This is a genomic window from Enterobacter sp. FW301-JW81 (assembly GCF_058788735.1).
Window position 1 is genome coordinate 1,091,511 of the sequence record NZ_JBYTBA010000001.1, and the last position, 18,367, is coordinate 1,109,877.

General features: G+C 57.2%; 13 protein-coding genes. 5 read left to right on the top strand and 8 right to left on the bottom strand.

What is annotated here, in order from left to right; translation table 11 throughout:
• Positions 1-36: 36 nt before the first annotated feature.
• On the bottom strand, positions 37-3,243 hold the full coding sequence (locus tag AC3WOK_RS05250) for a molybdopterin cofactor-binding domain-containing protein (RefSeq protein WP_492354083.1): 3,207 nt from the start codon (positions 3,241-3,243) through the stop codon (positions 37-39).
• A 283-nt stretch (positions 3,244-3,526) separates the two neighbouring features.
• Positions 3,527-4,609, bottom strand: coding sequence for an alpha/beta hydrolase (locus tag AC3WOK_RS05255; RefSeq protein WP_492354084.1), 1,083 nt, complete (start codon positions 4,607-4,609; stop codon positions 3,527-3,529).
• 211 nt (positions 4,610-4,820) lie between these two features.
• Here AC3WOK_RS05255 and AC3WOK_RS05260 point away from each other — a divergent pair, with 211 nt between their 5' ends.
• Both AC3WOK_RS05260 and AC3WOK_RS05265 read left to right on the top strand, forming a co-directional pair.
• Entirely contained in the window at positions 4,821-5,735 is a 915-nt protein-coding gene (locus tag AC3WOK_RS05260; protein WP_492354085.1) for an AraC family transcriptional regulator, read from the top strand.
• A 44-nt stretch (positions 5,736-5,779) separates the two neighbouring features.
• Positions 5,780-6,349 (top strand): hypothetical protein, encoded by a 570-nt coding sequence (locus tag AC3WOK_RS05265; RefSeq protein ID WP_492354086.1) that lies wholly within the window; start codon positions 5,780-5,782, stop codon positions 6,347-6,349.
• Between the two features lie 42 nt (positions 6,350-6,391).
• On the opposite strand, the gene silA is transcribed toward AC3WOK_RS05265, so the two are convergent.
• Genes silA through AC3WOK_RS05285 form a run of 4 tightly spaced genes read right to left on the bottom strand, consistent with a single transcriptional unit; the run spans position 6,392 to position 12,556 of the window.
• Positions 6,392-9,532, bottom strand: coding sequence for a Cu(+)/Ag(+) efflux RND transporter permease subunit SilA (silA, locus tag AC3WOK_RS05270; protein ID WP_492354239.1), 3,141 nt, complete (start codon positions 9,530-9,532; stop codon positions 6,392-6,394).
• A gap of 10 nt (positions 9,533-9,542) precedes the next feature.
• Positions 9,543-10,793 (bottom strand): efflux RND transporter periplasmic adaptor subunit, encoded by a 1,251-nt coding sequence (locus tag AC3WOK_RS05275; protein WP_492354087.1) that lies wholly within the window; start codon positions 10,791-10,793, stop codon positions 9,543-9,545.
• A gap of 11 nt (positions 10,794-10,804) precedes the next feature.
• Positions 10,805-11,143, bottom strand: a complete 339-nt coding sequence (gene cusF, locus AC3WOK_RS05280) for a cation efflux system protein CusF (RefSeq protein ID WP_492354088.1) — start codon at positions 11,141-11,143, stop codon at positions 10,805-10,807.
• A gap of 27 nt (positions 11,144-11,170) precedes the next feature.
• Positions 11,171-12,556, bottom strand: coding sequence for an efflux transporter outer membrane subunit (locus AC3WOK_RS05285; RefSeq protein WP_492354089.1), 1,386 nt, complete (start codon positions 12,554-12,556; stop codon positions 11,171-11,173).
• A gap of 162 nt (positions 12,557-12,718) precedes the next feature.
• On the opposite strand from AC3WOK_RS05285, the gene AC3WOK_RS05290 reads away from it, so the two are divergent.
• Positions 12,719-13,402 carry a copper/silver response regulator transcription factor gene (locus AC3WOK_RS05290; protein WP_059310056.1) on the top strand — a complete coding sequence of 228 codons (684 nt, stop codon included), beginning with the start codon at positions 12,719-12,721 and terminating at the stop codon, positions 13,400-13,402.
• Complete coding sequence (locus AC3WOK_RS05295; RefSeq protein ID WP_492354090.1) at positions 13,392-14,846, top strand: Cu(+)/Ag(+) sensor histidine kinase; 1,455 nt, start codon at positions 13,392-13,394, stop codon at positions 14,844-14,846. Before AC3WOK_RS05290 ends, AC3WOK_RS05295 begins: the two co-directional genes overlap by 11 nt.
• Before the next feature lie 4 nt (positions 14,847-14,850).
• On the opposite strand, the gene AC3WOK_RS05300 is transcribed toward AC3WOK_RS05295, so the two are convergent.
• Complete coding sequence (locus AC3WOK_RS05300) at positions 14,851-15,756, bottom strand: LysR family transcriptional regulator (RefSeq protein WP_492354091.1); 906 nt, start codon at positions 15,754-15,756, stop codon at positions 14,851-14,853.
• A gap of 117 nt (positions 15,757-15,873) precedes the next feature.
• Here AC3WOK_RS05300 and AC3WOK_RS05305 point away from each other — a divergent pair, with 117 nt between their 5' ends.
• Positions 15,874-17,274 carry an MFS transporter gene (locus tag AC3WOK_RS05305; RefSeq protein ID WP_492354092.1) on the top strand — a complete coding sequence of 467 codons (1,401 nt, stop codon included), beginning with the start codon at positions 15,874-15,876 and terminating at the stop codon, positions 17,272-17,274.
• Positions 17,275-17,371: 97 nt separating this feature from the next.
• On the opposite strand, the gene AC3WOK_RS05310 is transcribed toward AC3WOK_RS05305, so the two are convergent.
• Positions 17,372-18,367 (bottom strand): DUF2891 domain-containing protein, encoded by a 996-nt coding sequence (locus tag AC3WOK_RS05310; RefSeq protein ID WP_492354093.1) that lies wholly within the window; start codon positions 18,365-18,367, stop codon positions 17,372-17,374.

Consider the following 18,367-nt stretch of genomic DNA (forward strand, 5'->3'; position numbering starts at 1 on the left):
TCCTCGACAGGGCGCCAGGTGCCCTGCTTTCACTGATTATTGAGCGGATGCCTGCGCCATCATGTCGCGGAACATGCTGACAAAAACCGGCTGCTTATAGGCGGCGGACCAGCGTTTGCCGATGGCGGCATAAATCAGCTTGTCCAGCACCTCGCAGGCGCTATCAATGGTTTGCGGCGTGATGCGCTGCCCCAGCAGACAGCGCTCAACGTCAAGCAGACGCTGCGGTTTGCTGAACAACGCGCCGTCGACCAGCCGACAGTAGCTGACGGTACCGTCAGCAGCGAACTCCAGCAGCGCGGTTAAGCTCTGACGGGTAATGTTCAGCGCGTTTCGCCGCCCCAACTGATGGTAAAACCCCTTCGCTTTAGGGTGCGCCGGAGCCGGGAGAATCACGCGAGTGAGCAGCTCATCCGGCTGGCGTTGCGTTTTGTAGCCCGAGAGCAGAAACTCGGCCAGCGACATGCGGCGGGCGGCGGTGTGGGAACGCAGTTCGATGCTGGCATCGTAAAGAATCGACGGCGGAATCGAGTCGCCGCACGGCGCGGCGTTGACGATATTGCCGCCGATGGTTGCGCGGTTACGGATCTGGTGAGAACCGACCGTATGGCAGGCCTGCACCAGCAGCGGGTAGCGTTCGCGCAGCAGCGGATGGTCGGTAATACGGTTAAAGGTGACCGCTGCGCCGATGGACACCTCATGGCTTTGCGGATCTTCCGTTATCCCGGTCAGCTCGCTGAGGCGGGAGATATCAACCAGCCTCACCGGTTTGGTTTGCAGCCGCCCCTGCACGATGACATCTGTCCCGCCCGCAATTGCAGTGACACAGTCACTTTTTAGCAGTGCCAGCGCCTCATCCAGACTCTTCGGCCGCGTCACCGTGACGTCGGTAAGCCGCAGCACCTGCTTTTTATTCTCCTGCTCAATCATCAGCTCGCTCTGGCGCGCCGGTTTTTTCAGGTTATAGCCGAGAATCACCTGCTCCAGCGTCAACGGCAGGTGGTTAAAACGCGTGCCCAGCGCAAAGCTTACGGCGTTGTTGATGGCGGCGGCCGCCAGCTCGGTGGCCGGTTCGCCAATGCCTTTCGCCCCCAGCGGGCCCGCTTTATCCGGGTTTTCTACCCCGATCACCGTAATGGAGGGAATGTCCTTGATGGTCGGCAGCAGGTAACTGTCAAAGTTCTCAGACTTCACCTGCCCGTGTTCAATATTAAAATCTTCCAGCAGCGCGTAGCCAAAGCCCTGTGCAATGCCGCCGCATACCTGGCCTTCAAAACCGACCGGGTTCAGCACCTGGCCCACGTCATGCGCGGCGGTCACGTGCAGCAGGTCGGTCTTACCGGTGCTGGTGTTGACCCGCACTTCCGCAACCTGGCAGCCATATACCCAGGTGAAATACGGGCTGCCGCAGCCTTTTTCTTCATCCCAGTGGATCGGCGGCGGCACAAACCAGCCGTACTCGGTGAGGCTGACGCTGGCCCATTTGGTTTTATTGACCGCATCTTTAAACGCTATGCGCCGGCTATCATCCTGTTTATTGATGATAAAACCGTCCTGCCAGCAGGTATCTTCAAGGCATGTCGCGCCGATGCTCTCGCCCACCACGCTCAGAATGCGCCGCTTAATTTTCTCCGCGGCATCCAGAATCGCCCCGCCGCCAACCATCGTCCCGCGCGTGGCGGCGGTCGAGCCGCCGTCGCCAATCACTGAGGTGGGCGGTTCGCTGAAGTGGATGTCGGTCATCGTTATCCCGAAAGCTTCAGCCGCGATAAGCGACATCGTGGTTTGTAGGCCCTGACCGTTTTCCGATACCGACGTAGAGAGATTAACGCTGCCATCCTCGTTGACCTGAATCAGCGCCGTTGAGGTATCAACCCCTTCCGCGCCAATGGAGCAACCGCGATAGCTGAGCGCCAACCCAATGCCGTAGCGATACACGCCGCCTTGCTCGTTCAGCGCGTGGTAATGCTTACGCTTCGCCATAAATTCCGCCGAGGCGGCCGCCTTTTTCAGCACCTCGCATGCTGACACCGTATGCTGATCGAAAACCTGGCCAGTCACGGAAGTATCGCCCTGACGTAATGCATTGATTTCACGAATTTCAACCGGTGAGATATTGAGATACTCGGCGATTTCATCCATCAATGATTCATTAGCATAAACCACTTGCGGCGAGCCAAAACCGCGCATCGCAGAGGTATAGCTGTTATTCGTGTACACCGCCTTTACATCGATGTGAACGTTGGGGATCGCGTACGGGCCAGCCGCCTGTACGGAAGATCGCCAGGTGACAAACGGCGATGAGGCCGCATAGCCGCCGCTGTCGGCCAGAATATCGATTTTCATTGCCTGGATACGTCCGGCGTCGTTCAGCCCTACTTTGTATTTCATTTTGTAGGGGTGGCGTTTGCAGCTTTCAATGATGGACTGTTCGCGGGTATAGGCGAACTTGACCGGCTTCCCGGTCAGGCGCGTCAGAAGCGCCGAGCGGCAGGCAAGATGATCGATAACGTCATCCTTACCGCCAAACGAACCGCCCATGACCGCGCGCTTGACGTTGATTTGGCTCTGCGGGCAGCCCATAAATTTGGCCACAAAGCCGCGCACCCGGTGCGGGTTCTGAATAGAGCCGGAAATAATCAGGCTGCCGTCAGTAGGGTCCAGCCAGGTCAGCACCACTTCCGGTTCAATATAGGCATGTTCCTGGAAGCCGACCTCATATTCGCGTTCAAGGATATGCAGGGAGTCAGCAAATCCCTTTTCGATATCGCCTTTAATGGTGTGGTGATGCGCGGCAATATTGTCGTCGCGCTCCGGGTGAATTCGCCGTGCATTGGGCGCCAGCGCCGCTTCCACGTCGGTGAGCGGCGCATACGGCATGTAGCGCACGTGGATTTTATCGGCTGCTTCGCACGCCGCTTCATAGGTGGTTGCGGCGACAACGGCGATAACGTCGCCGTGAAAGACCACCTCGTCTTTGACTATCGGCAGGTAATCTTTAACGATAACGCCCACCACCGGCGTGCCGGGAATATCCTGCCAGGTGGCAATCCTCACCACGCCGTCTACCGCCAGCGCGTCGCTAAGATCCAGCTCGTCGATTTTTCCTGCGGGAATATCCGCATAGCGACAAACGCCGTAGAGCATATCCGGCAGTGTTATATCATCGCCATATATGGCGGTTCCTTTGACTTTCGCCAACCCATCCACGCGCCCTGGCGACGCTGAACGCAAAGCACACATAATGCTCCCCTTATTATCAATCCTGTAAGTAGCCACGGGAAAAGCCCATCGCTACGGACAAATCCAAGATTTGTGCCAGAGATCAACGAGGTGAACATCAGGGTTCGTTTTTGTGATTGCGCACGCGTAAAAACCGCGCCGTTGTGTGAAAAGCGTCCATCGAAAACGGCGCTGCCTGAGAATGATTCCCGAGCAGCGCCGTTTTTATCAAAGTAATAATCGGTTTTATCAAAATAATAAAAGTGCAATGGCCTTTTGGCCACTGCACCGGTTAATGAGAAGGTTATCGCTTATTAAGATACTTATTGAAGAATGCCGTGATGTTATCGAACGGAATCTTATCCATACGATCGTACAAATCGACATGCGTGGCATCTTTAACAATCAGAAGCTCTTTAGGCTGATTTGCCGCTTCATATGCCGTTCTGGAGAAGTAAAGCGAATGCGCTTTTTCGCCATGAACAAACAGGATTGGACGCGGAGAAATTTCCTTAATGTAAGTCATCAGCGGGAAATTCATGAAGGACATCGGCGTTGTCACGGACCATGAGTTCCCTGAGTTGACGGCTCGTGGATGATATCCGCGTTTGGTCATGTAGTAGTCCGCATAGTCCACGAGGAACTGTGCTTCCCCACCCTTCAGTTTATTGTAAGCTGGCTGGTAGGCCGGTTTCCCGTTTGCCGCATCTTCCCAGCGCTGGAGGCTCATCTTCTCAAGAGCCCGCTCGCGTTGCTCAGGTGTTACGCTGTCATTGTAGCCTTTCGACATCACGCGGCTCATATCATACATGGTGCTGGCAACAACGGCTTTTACGCGTTTATCCACGGCAACTGCGTTCAGGGCAATCCCCCCCATGCCACAGATACCGATGACACCGATTCGCTCGCGATCCACGTAAGGTTGCAGTCCAATAAAATCGACGGCTGCCATAAAGTCTTCAGTATTAATATCAGGTGACGCGATATTGCGGGGTTCCCCACTGCTTTCACCGGTATAAGACGGATCAAAAGCCAGCGTCACGAATCCGCGCTCGGCTAAGGTCTGGGCATAAAGGCCTGAAGCCTGCTCTTTTACCGCGCCAAAAGGCCCGGAAATAACAAGCGCAGCAAGCTTCTTATTCCCGCGATCTTTAGGAAGATACACATCTGCCGCAAGCGTAATGCCGTAACGGTTTTTAAACGTTACTTTTTGATGATCCACTTTGTCGCTCCTTGGGAAGGTTTTATCCCACGTCTGAACCAGACGCGCCGAAGAGTCTGCTGTGCCTGGTGCAGGCTGGGCAACCGCAGATTCTGTTGAAATCAGAGCCATCGCACCGGCAAGGAGTGCACCATTAAAAAAACGAGTTGAAGAATTTAGCGTCATGATATCAAAACCTTACATTAAATTTTCAGGAACCGAATTCGGTACGGGTTGCGTTGTTGCTATTTTGAATATCATTAAAGAAATATGTTATTAAAATACTCTGCATTATTTGCCCGATCCTATTAACCTGAGGCCAAACCGTATATTTCAGCATTCATAACAGGTAAGTTGACGGGGGTGCATAGACGCAACAAATGTGAGGCGTTACAGAATGATTTCAAACAAGTCGGTTGAGAAACGACTCGACGAACTCTCCCGGAATATTGCTCAGCGCACGCCCGATACCGGTGATTTTCCCACTGCTGTCGAAGGGCTGGAATTATTCCGGCGGAACGAACCTGCCCCTCCGGTGAGCTGCTTGGTTCCACCGAGCATCGTTCTGGTGGCTAACGGCGAGAAGATAATGTGGGTTGGAGGCGAACCTTATACCTATAATGCGAAAAAATTCCTGATCACCTCTCTCGACTTACCAGCCAGTTCGGAAGTGTTACACGCATCAGCATCTCGGCCGTGCGTCGGCATAGCCTATAAACTTGATCAACGCGTGCTGATGGAATTAATTACGCAGGGCGGCCTGCCGCCAGTGAAAAAACGCGATGCGGGAACAGGTGTCGGTATAGGAACCATGACAGATGTTTTGCTGGAGCCTTTCTGCCGCCTGCTTTCATTGCTTGACGAGCCTGAAGCCATTCCTGTTCTCAGCCCGCTGATTCAACGGGAGATACATTACCGGCTTTTGATGAGCGATCGGTCCGATCATCTCAGACAGATTGCAGCAGTAGACGGCCATGGCTACCGTATCGGTAAAGCTATCGACTGGTTAAAGACCCATATTGCTTCGCCTTTACGCATCGAGGAGCTAGCGAGTCGGGTTCAGATGAGCACGCCCTCTTTCCACCGACATTTCAGGCAGCTTGCGGGAATGAGTCCGCTCCAGTATCAGAAATGGCTGCGCCTCAATGAAGCCAGACGACTCATGCTGAATGAGCATTACGATGTCACCACAGCGGCCTATGCTGTCGGTTACGAAAGCTTATCCCATTTCAGCCGGGAATATACGCGGATGTTTGGTGAGTCGCCTAAGAGGGATATTACCGTGCTGAGAAAGTCTGCCGGTGAAATTTAATCATTTGTTGCTTCCAGGGAAACAGGCTGAAACGTTGATTATTTATGATTAAAAGAATATCCCTTCGCCTGCAACGCTGTAACGAGGTGGCCGCTTGCATAAACTATGCCGCACCGACACAGCTGCAGCAGCTGAAGACGCAGCTGTCCGACGAAATGGGTAAGCCTCTGGGACTACACACCATGGGTATTCCGGCGGCGGTCAGTACGCTTGGGGTGATTGTCAGTTTCGCCATTCCGCAACTGTGGCTGGGGTATGGCGTACTCGCCGCACTCGGCCAGCCGGCCGAACGCGTATTCGCGTGGGTTGTGCTGGTCGCCCTGCTGTTCGCCGGCATTAACGGCGTGACGATGTTTATGATGGGCAAAGGCAGCATGCGCGCCGTGCGGTTACACCTTACGCTGGCGGCGATAAGCCTGGTATTAACGGCAGCCTACCTGCTGACCGCACTGAGCGGTAGCGCTGCTCCGGGCGTCAGCCTGACCGCAGCGCTGGTGAGTATTATCATGCTGGGGCTGAGCGGCAGCTGTATCCTCTCTACCGCTTTCTATAAGATGCTGCTGTTTACTCTGCATAACAGAGCCTGGCGCAAACTTATTAGCCAGGCGCGCTGAGCATTCATCCCGTAAAAATCCCGCCGCTGCCGGCGGGTTTTTTTATGGCTTTTTATGCCTGCGCAACCAGATCAGCTTGTACGCCGCAGGAATAATAAACAGCGATAGCAGCGGCGCCGTGATCATCCCGCCAATCATCGGTGCCGCTATCCGGCTCATGACCTCTGACCCAGCACCGGTCCCCCACAGAATGGGCAGCAGACCGGCAATGATTACCGCGACGGTCATCGCCTTTGGCCGCACGCGCAGCACGGCGCCATGATAAAGGGCGTCATCAAGCCCCTGCTCGGTGAAGGTTTCGCGCCTGGACAGCGCCGGATGCGCTTCAATGGCATGGCGTAAATACATCAGCATGACCACTCCAAACTCAGCCGCCACTCCGGCCAGGGCGATAAACCCGGTGCCGGTTGCGACAGACATATGGAAGCCCTGCCAGTACAGGAACCATATCCCTCCCACCAGCGCGAACGGCAGGCTCATCAGAATCAGCAACGCCTCATCCACGCGTCGGAACGCCAGATAGAGCAGAATGAAGATGATCATCACCGTCATCGGCACCATCAGCTTTAGCTTCCTGTTGGCATGCTCAAGCAGCTCAAACTGCCCGGAGAAAGAGACGCTGGTTCCCGGCCTCAGCTTAATCTCCTGGCTGATGGCGGTCTTAATGTCGTTCACCACCGACACCATATCCCTGCCGCGGGCATCAATATAGATCCAGCTCGCAGGTCGGGCATTTTCCGTTTTCAGCATCGTCGGGCCGGAAACAACGTTAATCTCCGCGACATCGCCCAGCGTGATTTGCTGCTTCATCGGCGTCAGGATTGGCATCTGCTTCAGGGCGCTCGGGCTGTTCCGGTAGTCCTGGGGATAGCGAATGTTAATCGGGTATCGCGCGACGCCTTCCACCGTTTCACCCACCGTCGCACCGCCGATGGCCGATGAAACAAACAGCTGCACATCGCCCACCGTCATCCCGTAGCGGGAGGCTTTTTCCCGATTGATATCGACATCAATGTAGCGCCCGCCCTCCAGACGTTCAGCCAGGGCCGACACCACGCCCGGCACCGTTTTGGCTACCGTCTCGATGCTCTGCGCCGTGGCGTCGATATCCGACAAAACGGTCCCTGACACCTTGATGCCTATCGGGCTTTTGATCCCGGTGGAAAGCATGTCTATCCGGTTGCGGATCGGCGGTACCCAGAGGTTCGCCAGGCCAGGCAAACGAACCGTCTTGTCGAGTTCATCAATAATCTTGTCAATCGTCATGCCGGGCCGCCACTGGTCCTCGGGTTTAAGCTGAATGGTGGTTTCCACCATTTCAAGCGGCGCGGAGTCCGTTGCTGTCTCGGCCTTACCCGTTTTACCAAACACAGAGGCCACTTCAGGAACGGTTTTGATGAGCTTGTCCGTGGTCTGTAGCAGCGCCGCCGCTTCTGCCGGAGAGACGCCCGGCAGCGTTGACGGCATATACAGCAGATCGCCCTCATTAATCTTCGGCAGGAACTCGCCGCCCACCTGGCTCAGCGGCCAGATAACCGTGAAGATGGACAAGGCCGCAACCAGCAGGGTGGTTTTTGGCCAGCGAAGCACCTTAAGCAGCAGCGGATGATAGGCTGCGATCAGCAGCCGGTTCAGCGGGTTACTGTTCTCCGCGGGGATTTTCCCCCGGATCCAGAACCCCATCAGAATCGGAATGACGATAATGGCCAGCGCGGCCGCGCCCGCCATGGCGTACGTTTTCGTGAAGGCCAGCGGGCCAAACAGCCGCCCTTCCTGACCCTCAAGGGTAAAAATCGGAATGAAGGATAAGGTGATGATCAGCAGGCTAATAAACAGCGCCGGACCAACCTCAACGGAAGCGTTAGTGATCACGGTCCAGCGCGTGGCGTTGTCAATGTCTTCCCCGGGATGCTGACGATCCCACTCTTCCAGCCGCTTATGCGCGTTTTCAATCATCACGATGGCGGCATCGACCATCGCGCCAACGGCGATGGCGATACCGCCCAGGGACATAATATTGGCGTTCAGCCCCTGGAATTGCATGACGATAAAGGCGATGCACAGGCCAAGCGGCAGAGAGATAATCGCCACCAGCGCGGAGCGGACGTGCCAGAGGAACAGCGCGCAGACGATGGCCACCACGATAAACTCTTCGAGCAGCTTGCCGCTCAGGTTATCAATGGCCCGGTCGATAAGCTGGCTGCGGTCGTAGGTGGTCACAATCTCAACGCCTTCCGGCAGGCTGGCCTTCAGCGTCTCCAGCTTATCTTTTACCGCCGTAATGACCTCGCGCGCGTTTTTGCCCGAGCGCAGGATCACCACGCCGCCCGCCACTTCACCCAGCCCGTTCAGCTCGGCAATCCCGCGGCGCATTTCCGGCCCCGTTTGCACGCGGGCAACGTCGCGCAGGTAAATCGGCACACCGTTCTCGCCGGTTTTGAGGACGATGTTATTGAAATCGTCCATCGTCTGCAGATAGCCGCTGGCGCGGACCATATACTCCGCTTCCGCCATTTCAACTGACGATCCCCCTGCTTCCTGATTAGAGGACTCAAGGGCCTGCTTAACCTCCGGCAGGCTGATGCCGTACTGAGACAGTTTTAACGGGTTGACCTGAATCTGGTACTGCTTCACCACGCCGCCGACCGACGCCACCTCGGCGACGTTCGGGATAGTTTTCAGCTCGAACTTGAGAAACCAGTCCTGCAGCGAGCGCAACTCTGCGAGATCGTGTTTTCCGCTGCGATCCACCAGCGCATACTCAAAGATCCAGCCCACACCCGTGGCGTCCGGGCCGATTTCGGAGCTCACGCCGGCGGGCAGTTTGCCTTGCACCTGGTTCAGGTACTCCAGCACGCGAGAACGGGCCCAGTACAAATCGGTCCCGTCTTCAAAAATAACGTACACGTACGAATCACCAAACTGAGAAAACCCGCGCACGGTTTTTGCGCCGGGAACCGACAGCATGGTGGTGGTGAGCGGATAGGTCACCTGGTTTTCAACAATCTGCGGGGCCTGGCCGGGATAGCTGGTTTTGATAATCACCTGAACGTCAGACAGATCGGGCAAGGCATCGACCGGCGTGTTGATGATGGTCCATGTCCCCCAGACGCTGAGAAACAGCGCGCCCATCATCACCAGGAAACGGTTGGCGACCGATCGCCGGATAATCCATTCAATCATCATCGTCTCCTTAATGGCCTGAATGCGCGTCGTCAGCGGGTTCAGACTTGCGCATGCGCTCCAGCGCGCCGGTAATATTGGCCTCCGAGTCAATCAGGAACAGACCGCTGACCACCACCGAATCCCCTTCATTCAGGCCAGAGCCGATACCGGACTGTTGCTGAGATTCATGCAGAACGTGGACAGGCTTCGGCACAAAGCGCCCCTCTGCATCAACGGTAATGACGCGCTGCTCTTTGCCGGTATCGATAACCGCCTGAGACGGGATCAGCAGCATCTCCTGACTTTGGGTATTCAGCTTCAGGTACGCATTCATGCCCGGCTTCAGCAGCTCATCCCTGTTAGAGGCCTGCAGGCGCACCTGCAGCGTCCGGGTGGTGGGATCCACGCTCGGCAGAAGGCTCCATTTTTCAACCGGGAAGGCTTTATCCGGATAAGCCGGTACCGAAACGGTAAACTGCGAGGTGTCTTTCAGCAGATAAGCAATAGATTCAGGGACCGCCGCGCCGATCCAGACCGGATCCATCCCCTGAATCTGCGCCACTACCTTATCTTTCGAAATATTCATGCCGGTGCGCAGGTCAAAGGCCGTGATGACCCCGTCGATAGGCGCCCTGATGGTAAAGCGGGTCTGAATAGCGCGGGTCGCGCGCAGCCGCTGGATATCGTCGTCCGGCATGCCGGCCAGCCTAAGCCGCTCGAGAACCCCTTTTATCTGCGTGGGCGTACCGCCGGTGCCGGAAAGCAGCAGGAACTCGCTCTGCGCTTCGACCCAGTCCGGGATCGTGATATCAACCAGCGGCGTGCCTTTCTTCACCTTATCGCCGATTGTCAGCGGGTACACTTTCTCAACGAAACCCTCCGCGCGCGCCTGCACAATCACAAACTGATAGTCGTTATAGCTGACGTTCGCCGGGATCGTCTGGGCATAATTCAGCGTTCCGCGCGTCACCTTTTGCGTTTTTAACCCCAGGTTCTGGACCTGCGTCGGATCAATACGGATACCGGCACCGCTTTTATCGTCATTCTCGTCCGCGTATTTCGGCACCAGATCCATATCCATAAACGGCGACTTACCGGGCTTATCGAATTTAACGTCGGGCTTCATCGGGTCATACCAGAAAAGCACCGTTCTTTCCGGCGCGCTATTTTCTGTTTTTGCCGATGAATGCAGAGCCTGCCATGCCGTCACCGAGATCAGCCCTCCCGCGATAAGGCTGCTGGCTATCACGGCAGCATATTTTATTTTTAAAGAGGCCATGCCGTTTCTCGCTATTTAATGCTCTTGAGTAAAGAGAGATTGCCCTGCTGAACAAATGAGAAATTAACGCGGCTGCCGACTTTTAAGGCCTTGATGCTCTCGTCGGCCTGAATAAAGGTGAAGCGCATGGTCATCGCGGGCCAGCCAATTTCCGGAATGGCTTCATGAGCAATCGTGACCTTTTTGTTCGTGAGATCGATGTCCTTCACGATGCCCGTCCCGGCGACGATCTGCTCTGAGCTTCCTTCGCTGACGGCACTCATCCCTTCGTGCTGATGAGCCTCGGCCTGGAGGCCGGCGGAAAACATAATGATTGCACCAAATACAACGGCGTTAAGTGAATTGCGCATGTTTATATTCCTTTTCTTTAAATGAGGTTATTCGACCCAGCCGCCGCCCAGCGCAGTGAAGAGATTAATTTCATTAACCTGCCGGGCATAAATAAGATCGAGGATGTTTTGCCGCGTGGAAAACAGCGATCGTTCCGCGTCTAATACTTCGATATAGCTCACCGCGCCGCTGGTATATAACCCACTGGCACGCTGCAGGGTGATGTTTAGCGAATCAAGATACCGCTGCTGCGCAGCAAGCTGCTGGCTGAGGCTGTCCCGCAGCGCGAGCGCGTCGGCGACCTGTTTAAAAGCGGACTGAATTTTTTGTTCGTAATTCACAACCGACTGCTGCTGGCGAATTTCGGCCAGCTTCAGGTTGGCTTTATTTCTGCCCGCATTAAAAATGGGAATGTCTATTTTGGGAATAAAGTTCCACATGCCGCTGCCGGACGTGAAGAGGCTGGATAATTCCGTGCTGCCTGTAGAAAGCCCGCTGGTCAGGGAGATGGACGGGAAAAAGGCGGCGCGCGCCGCGCCGATATTCGCATCGGCCGCTTTAAGCTGATACTCCGCCTCCATAATATCCGGACGCTGCAGCAGTATTGCCGATGAAAGACCGGGCGGCAGCGTTACCGGCGCAATATCGCGGGCGTTCATTCCGCCGTCGCCCGGCAGCGCGCGATACGTTCCGAGGACCAGCTGCAGGGCATTATTGGCCTGCGCCAGCTCCCCCTCTCTTTTGGCAATATCTGCCCGGGTGCTTTCAATCTGCCCCCGGGCCTGCTCCAGCGCCAGGACGTTCGTGCTGCCCGTCACCAGCTGTTGCTCAACGAACGCGTAAGACTGCTGATAATTTTTCAGCGTTTCCCGTGCGATGCGCAGCTGTTTATACGCCAGCTGCTGGTTGAAATAGCTCTGCGACACGTTAGAGACAAGCAAAATATGCACCGCGCGGCGGGCTTCTTCGCTGGCGAAAAAGTTTTGTCGGTCGGCATCGCTCATGTTCTTCAGCTTGCCGAAAAAGTCGAGTTCGTAACTAAGCGCAAGACCCGCGTCGTACTGCTGCGTGGTGGGTTTGTCACTCTTCAGCCCTCCGCTGTAGGTGATGCCCGAGGAGGCGTTCAGCTGAGGATAACGATCCGCATCCGTCACGCTGAACTGTGCCCGGGCTTCTTCCACCTTCAGGGCGGCCATTTTGATATCGCGGTTGTTCTTCAGGGCTTCTGTAATTAATCCTGCTATCTGAGGATCGACGAAGAAATTGCGCCAGCCGGTGTCCTGATACCCTGATGCCGAAGGCGTCAGGCCGTTACGCGAGAGCGAAAACTGCTGGGGCACCGGCGGCGCCGGGCGCGGGTATTCAGGGGCCAGCGAGACGCAGCCTGCCAGGATAAATACCGTCGTGATGCTGAGTCGTTTTAACAGGAACATAGCGGTTCAAATGAATTCCAGAGTATTTTTAGGGCTACTCTACTGAACGCATCCTGTTTGACGGGTGACAGGATAATGACAATGTTGTCATTTATGGCGTAAGTCATTGTTAACGGTCGCGGGCGCAATAGAATGTCATCAGCAGCCAGTCAGGGGAGCAAGATGAAAATACTGATCGTTGAAGATGAAAAGAAAACCGGTGAGTACCTCAGCAAGGGGCTGACGGAGGCGGGGTTTGTCGTGGACCACGCGGACAACGGCCTGACCGGATACCACCTCGCCATGACCGCGGACTATGACCTGCTGATTCTGGACATCATGCTGCCCGACGTGAACGGCTGGGATATCGTCCGCATGCTCCGCTCCGCCGGCAAAGGGATGCCGATACTGCTGCTGACGGCGCTCGGCACAATTGAGCACCGGGTTAAGGGGCTTGAGCTGGGCGCGGACGATTACCTGATTAAGCCGTTTGCCTTTGCTGAGCTGCTCGCGCGGGTCAGAACGCTGCTAAGGCGCGGGAATACGGTGATTGCGCAAAGCCAGCTTCAGGCGGCCGACCTGACGGTTGACCTGGTGTCAAGAAAGGTGAACCGGGCGGGCAATCGCATCCTGCTCACCAGCAAGGAGTTCAGCCTGCTGGAGTTTTTCATGCGTCATCAGGGCGAGGTGCTTCCCCGCTCCCTTATTGCCTCCCAGGTGTGGGACATGAACTTTGACAGCGACACGAACGCGATTGACGTGGCGGTAAAGCGCCTGCGCGCGAAAATCGATAACGACTATGAACAGAAGCTGATCCAGACGGTGCGCGGCGTGGGCTATATGCTGGAGGTGCCGGATGCCCGTTAAGCTCCCCAGGCGCCCTTTTTCTCTCGCCCTGCGGCTGACCTTTTTCATCAGCCTTTCCACGATCCTGGCCTTCTTCGCCTTTACCTGGTTTATGCTTCATTCCGTTGAAAAGCACTTCGCCGAGCAGGATATCAGTGACCTGCAGCAAATCAGCACCGCGATGCACCGCATACTGCAATCCCCGGCCGATCCCGACCAAAAGAAAATCAGTAAGATCAACGAGTCGATCGCCAGCTACCGCAACCTTGCCGTACTGCTTCTGGATCCGCAGGGAAATACCCTTTTCAGCTCGGCGCAGGGGGCAGCATTGCGCCCTGCGATGAACGCGGCGAACTTTAGCCAACACCGGCAGGCACGGGACGTATTTCTCTGGACGGTCGGGGGCCAGGCTCCGGCCATGCATGCCGGGTCCGACATGAAGATGGAAACCTACCGGATTATCGCCTCTTCAGGGACGGCGACGCTGCAGGGCAAAACGCAGAACTACGTCATGCTGATCGGGCTCTCCATTAATTTTCATCTGCATTACCTTGAGGCGCTGAAAAAGAATCTGTTCGCGATCGCCGCGGTGATTAGCGTGCTGATTGTGCTCGTCATTCGAATCGCGGTTCGCCAGGGGCATTTACCCCTGCGTAACGTCAGCACTGCCATTAAAAATATTACCTCCGAAAATCTGGATGCACGGCTGGAGCCGTCCCGCGTCCCCGTTGAGCTGGAGCAGCTGGTTATCTCGTTCAACCATATGATGGGTAAAATAGAAGATGTCTTTACCCGGCAGGCTAATTTTTCCGCCGATATCGCGCACGAAATCAGAACGCCGATCACCAACCTGGTGACGCAAACGGAAATTGCGCTGAGCCAGCACCGGACTCAGAAGGAGCTGGAAGACGTGCTGTACTCAAGCCTGGAAGAGTACAGCCGGATGACCCGAATGGTCAGCGACATGCTCTTCCTGGCGCAGGCGGATAACAATCAGCTGATCCCTGACCGGGTGATGTTTGACCTCGGCGCGGAGGTGATGAAAGTCTTCGACTTCTTCGAGGCCTGGGCGGAAGAGCGCAACGTCACGCTGGCGTTTCACGGGGTGCCCTGCCTGGTAGAAGGTGACCCGCAGATGTTCAGACGCGCCATCAATAACCTGCTATCCAACGCCCTGCGCTATACCCCAGCGGGGAAAACGGTGACGGTCTCCCTCAGAAAGCGGGATAACGACGTTGAGCTGGTAACGGAAAACCCCGGCACGCCGATCCCGCAGGCGCATCTGTCTAAGCTGTTCGACCGCTTTTACCGCGTCGATCCGTCCAGGCAGCGTAAAGGGGAAGGCAGCGGGATTGGGCTTGCCATCGTGAAGTCCATCGTCACCGCGCATCACGGCAAAGTCCGCGTGGAATCGGACGCGGTGTCGACGCGCTTCATCCTCACCGTGCCGGGAAAGGTTGCCTGAGCCATCAGCGCACCGCGCGGCTGACTTCCAGCACCTTCTCCCTGAGCCAGCGGTGCCCCGGGTCTCGCTCCATGCGCGGATGCCACATCTGTGAAACCGTAATAGTTCGGGTCTTAAAGGGCAGTTCAAAGACGTGCACGCGCTCGGTCATCGGCTGGTTGAGCAGGTACAGCGCCGGCACCATGGCAACCAGATCGGAGGCCAGCGCCACGGACAGCGCCGTCGGAAAACCTGGCACGACGCTGGCGACCTTGCGCTTCAGCCCATGCTCCGCCAGCGCCTCATCAACAAACCCGTGCAGCGAGCCGTCCGGTGAGGCCACCACGTGGCCCCAGGCGATATACTCGCTCAGGCTGACCTCAGACTGTAATGACAGCGGATGCCCCTTGCGCACCGCGCCAACAAACCGATCCTGGAACAGCCTTTGCAGCCGTATTTCAGGCCCCATATTGCCCTGCACGCCGATTTCCAGATCGACAAGCCCCTCCCGCAAATAGCGCGACGTTTTTTCAGGTTTCGGCGAAAAACGGATGCACACCCCGGGGGCAACGCTCGCCACTGCGGCAATCAACAGTGGCCCAAACGCCACCACAAAACCGTCGTTGGCGCGGATGGTGAACAGCCGCTCGAGGCTTTCCACCTTCAGCGCGTCGGTCGAGGGCTGGAGCACCGCCCTTGCCTCATGCACCGCGCTTCTGGCGCGGTCCCGGGTGGCTTCGGCCCAGGGCGTAAGCACCATATGACGGCCGGCCCGCACCAGAATAGGATCGCCGGTCACCTCCCGCAGCCTGCTCAGGGTGCGGCTCATGGCGGAGGTGCTCAGGTTTAAGCGTCGCGCCGCGCCCGCCACGCTGGCTTCTGCCAGCAGAACGTCGAGCGCAACCAGAAGGTTAAAATCAGGATCGGACACGGTGAATCCTCAGATAAGGCGTTATATGCAACGATTAAGTGCAAACGCTGCGTCTTCCGCCCTGTATATCGCATGATTATAGTTTCGTCATCAATATTCTTATCCGGAGTGACGACGATGACGCTTTTTTCAAACCAGCCCGGCGACGAGGGTTTACCCGGGCATGAACGCGCCCGGGTCCTGGTCGCCGTTATGACCACCACGCTGATGGGCGTCTTTGACGGCACCATGATCAACATCGCGCTGCCCTCTATGGCGGGCGCAATGCAGGTTCCCGCGAACGTTGCGGTCTGGTTCGCCAACGGCTACCTGCTGTCAGCGGCAATGACGTTAGCCATCTTCGCGGCGCTGGCGGCGCGCGTGGGCTACCGCCCGGTTTTTCTGGCCGGGCTTGCCACCTTTACGCTCACCTCGCTCGGCTGCGCGCTGGCAACCACGCCGGAAATGCTAACCGGAATGCGCATTCTGCAGGGCATCGGCGGCGCGGCCACCCTGAGTATCGCCCCGGCGATCCTGCGATCCGTTTTCCCGGGACGGCTGCTTGGCCGCATTCTGGGGCTGCACGCCCTGCTTATCGCCTCCAGCACGGCAATTGCCCCGGTGCTGGGCGGGACGATACTGGACGCGCTGAGCTGGCAGTGGCTGTTCGCCATTAACATTATTCCCGGCAGCATCGCCCTGCTGCTGGCGTGGCGGGCCCTGCCGCGGGAAACGGCTACCGACAGGACTCCCTTTGACGCGCCGGGCGCCGTGCTTTCCGCCGTACTGTTAGGATCAGCGATCATGATGGCCAACAGCCTTCAGAGCGTGACGCAGCATGTTAGCCGGGAAGCCGTATGCTGGGGGCTTCTCGGGCTGGTCAGCGCCCTCGCCTTTATCTGGCGTATCCGGCGCGCACAAAACCCTTTACTGCCGCCCGTGATGTTCAAAAACGCCCGCTTTTCCCTCGCCGCGCTGACCTCGCTGGCCTCGTTTGTAAGCCAGGGCATCACGTTTATCGCGCTGCCGTTCCTGTTTCAGAACGTCTATGGCTACAGTCCGGTGGTCTCCGCGCTGCTGTTCACCCCGTGGCCGATCGGCATCGTGCTGATCGCGCCGCACGCGGGGCGTTGGGCAGATACGATTTCCGCACCGCTGATTTCGACCCTCGGGCTGATGATTTTTGTCGGTGGGTTGGTCCTGCTGGCGACGTTGCCGGAAAATCCTTCCGCATGGAATATCTGCCTGCGCAGTCTGGTTTGCGGGATTGGCTTCGGCTGCTTTCAGAGCCCCAATAACCGGGAAATGCTCTCTAACGTGGCGCGGGAGCATGCCAGCTATGCCTCCGGCGTGCTGTCGATCGTGAGGACGTTCGGGCAATGTCTGGGGGCCGCCGCGGTGGGGGTGCTGCTTGCGACGACCGGGTCAGACCATGACCGGGCCGTGCATTTTGCGCTGTGGATAGCCGTCATCGCGTCGACGGGTTCGGTATTGTTTAGCCTTACCAGGCTGCGCCCTGCGGTGAGGGCATCAGCCTGATTCGCCCGGCGGCGCTACGCTTGCACGGGCCTACAACGGTGAAGAATGTAGGCCGGGTAAGCGCAGCGCCACCCGGCAAAAAAGACGACTCGGTTGTTTACTCCAGCGCCAGCAGCGCAAAGCTCGCCAGCCAGTGCCCGCCGCTGTAGTGGCTGCCGACAACGTGCTCGACGCTCGCCGTCAGGTGTTTCGCCACCGCATCACGCAGCGCCTGCTGCGCCGGATGGTTGGCGGGAAGCGCGCGGGCAATATGCTTCATGCACCACGCGCGGCTGAGGTTTAACCCGTCGAGATGGGCAATTTTCGGGTCGGTACGGTCGCTCACCTCCGCCGGGTTCATCAATGCCGTAACGGAGCCGACCTCCGGCAGAAACGCGTCAAACCAGGCCGGGAAGTCCTTCGACACCTTGCTCATCAGCAGCGCTTCCGTCAGCGCCCCGGAAATATACTCATCCCCGCCGGGCTCGTAGTGCGCCGGATAGCGCGTGTCGGCGAGGTAAAACCGCTCCGCCGCCGTCAGAATCGCCTGCTCAAGCGCGCTATCTTCCACGGCGCGGGCGTAATCAAGCGCCAGCGCGAGGGCAAACGCCGTGTTGTAGTGCGTCCCGACGCGGATCGGATAGGTGAGCTTGCCGAGGTAATCCACCAGCCGGTTGCGAATGTCCTGGGCTAACGGCTCAAGAGTCTCGTACCAGCCCGCGGCCTGCGGCAGCGACGACTGCTTCAGCTCCTGGGCCAGCGCCAGCAGCCAGCCGTAGCCATACGGGCGTTCAAACGAGGCGCGGAACGGCGCGGTGAAATAGGCCAGCTCCTTCGCCACGTTCTCTTCGGTCATGTGCTCGTCAAAAAGCGCGACGATCGCGTCCCGGCACGGCAATTCTGGATAGAGACGCACGCAGCGCAGCAGCAGCCAGTAGCCGTGCACCGCCGAGTGCCAGTCGAAACAGCCGTAGAAAATCGGGTGCAGTTCGCGAGGCGGCAGCACGTCGCCATCATCATTCAGCAGGTGCATGATGTGGTTCGGGTATTCCTGGCGCAAATAGGTCAAAGGCATGCGGGCAAACGCGTCAGCCTGATGTTGCGTTAATTCCAT

Bases quoted from the DNA above. Each gene is read 5' to 3' on its own strand.
- AC3WOK_RS05250 (WP_492354083.1), bottom strand. From the start codon at position 3,243: ATGTGTGCTTTGCGTTCAGCGTCGCCAGGGCGCGTGGATGGGTTGGCG.
- AC3WOK_RS05255 (WP_492354084.1), bottom strand. From the start codon at position 4,609: ATGACGCTAAATTCTTCAACTCGTTTTTTTAATGGTGCACTCCTTGCC.
- AC3WOK_RS05260 (WP_492354085.1), top strand. From the start codon at position 4,821: ATGATTTCAAACAAGTCGGTTGAGAAACGACTCGACGAACTCTCCCGG.
- AC3WOK_RS05265 (WP_492354086.1), top strand. From the start codon at position 5,780: ATGATTAAAAGAATATCCCTTCGCCTGCAACGCTGTAACGAGGTGGCC.
- silA (WP_492354239.1), bottom strand. From the start codon at position 9,532: ATGATTGAATGGATTATCCGGCGATCGGTCGCCAACCGTTTCCTGGTG.
- AC3WOK_RS05275 (WP_492354087.1), bottom strand. From the start codon at position 10,793: ATGGCCTCTTTAAAAATAAAATATGCTGCCGTGATAGCCAGCAGCCTT.
- cusF (WP_492354088.1), bottom strand. From the start codon at position 11,143: ATGCGCAATTCACTTAACGCCGTTGTATTTGGTGCAATCATTATGTTT.
- AC3WOK_RS05285 (WP_492354089.1), bottom strand. From the start codon at position 12,556: ATGTTCCTGTTAAAACGACTCAGCATCACGACGGTATTTATCCTGGCA.
- AC3WOK_RS05290 (WP_059310056.1), top strand. From the start codon at position 12,719: ATGAAAATACTGATCGTTGAAGATGAAAAGAAAACCGGTGAGTACCTC.
- AC3WOK_RS05295 (WP_492354090.1), top strand. From the start codon at position 13,392: ATGCCCGTTAAGCTCCCCAGGCGCCCTTTTTCTCTCGCCCTGCGGCTG.
- AC3WOK_RS05305 (WP_492354092.1), top strand. From the start codon at position 15,874: ATGACGCTTTTTTCAAACCAGCCCGGCGACGAGGGTTTACCCGGGCAT.
- AC3WOK_RS05310 (WP_492354093.1), bottom strand. From the start codon at position 18,367: ATGGAATTAACGCAACATCAGGCTGACGCGTTTGCCCGCATGCCTTTG.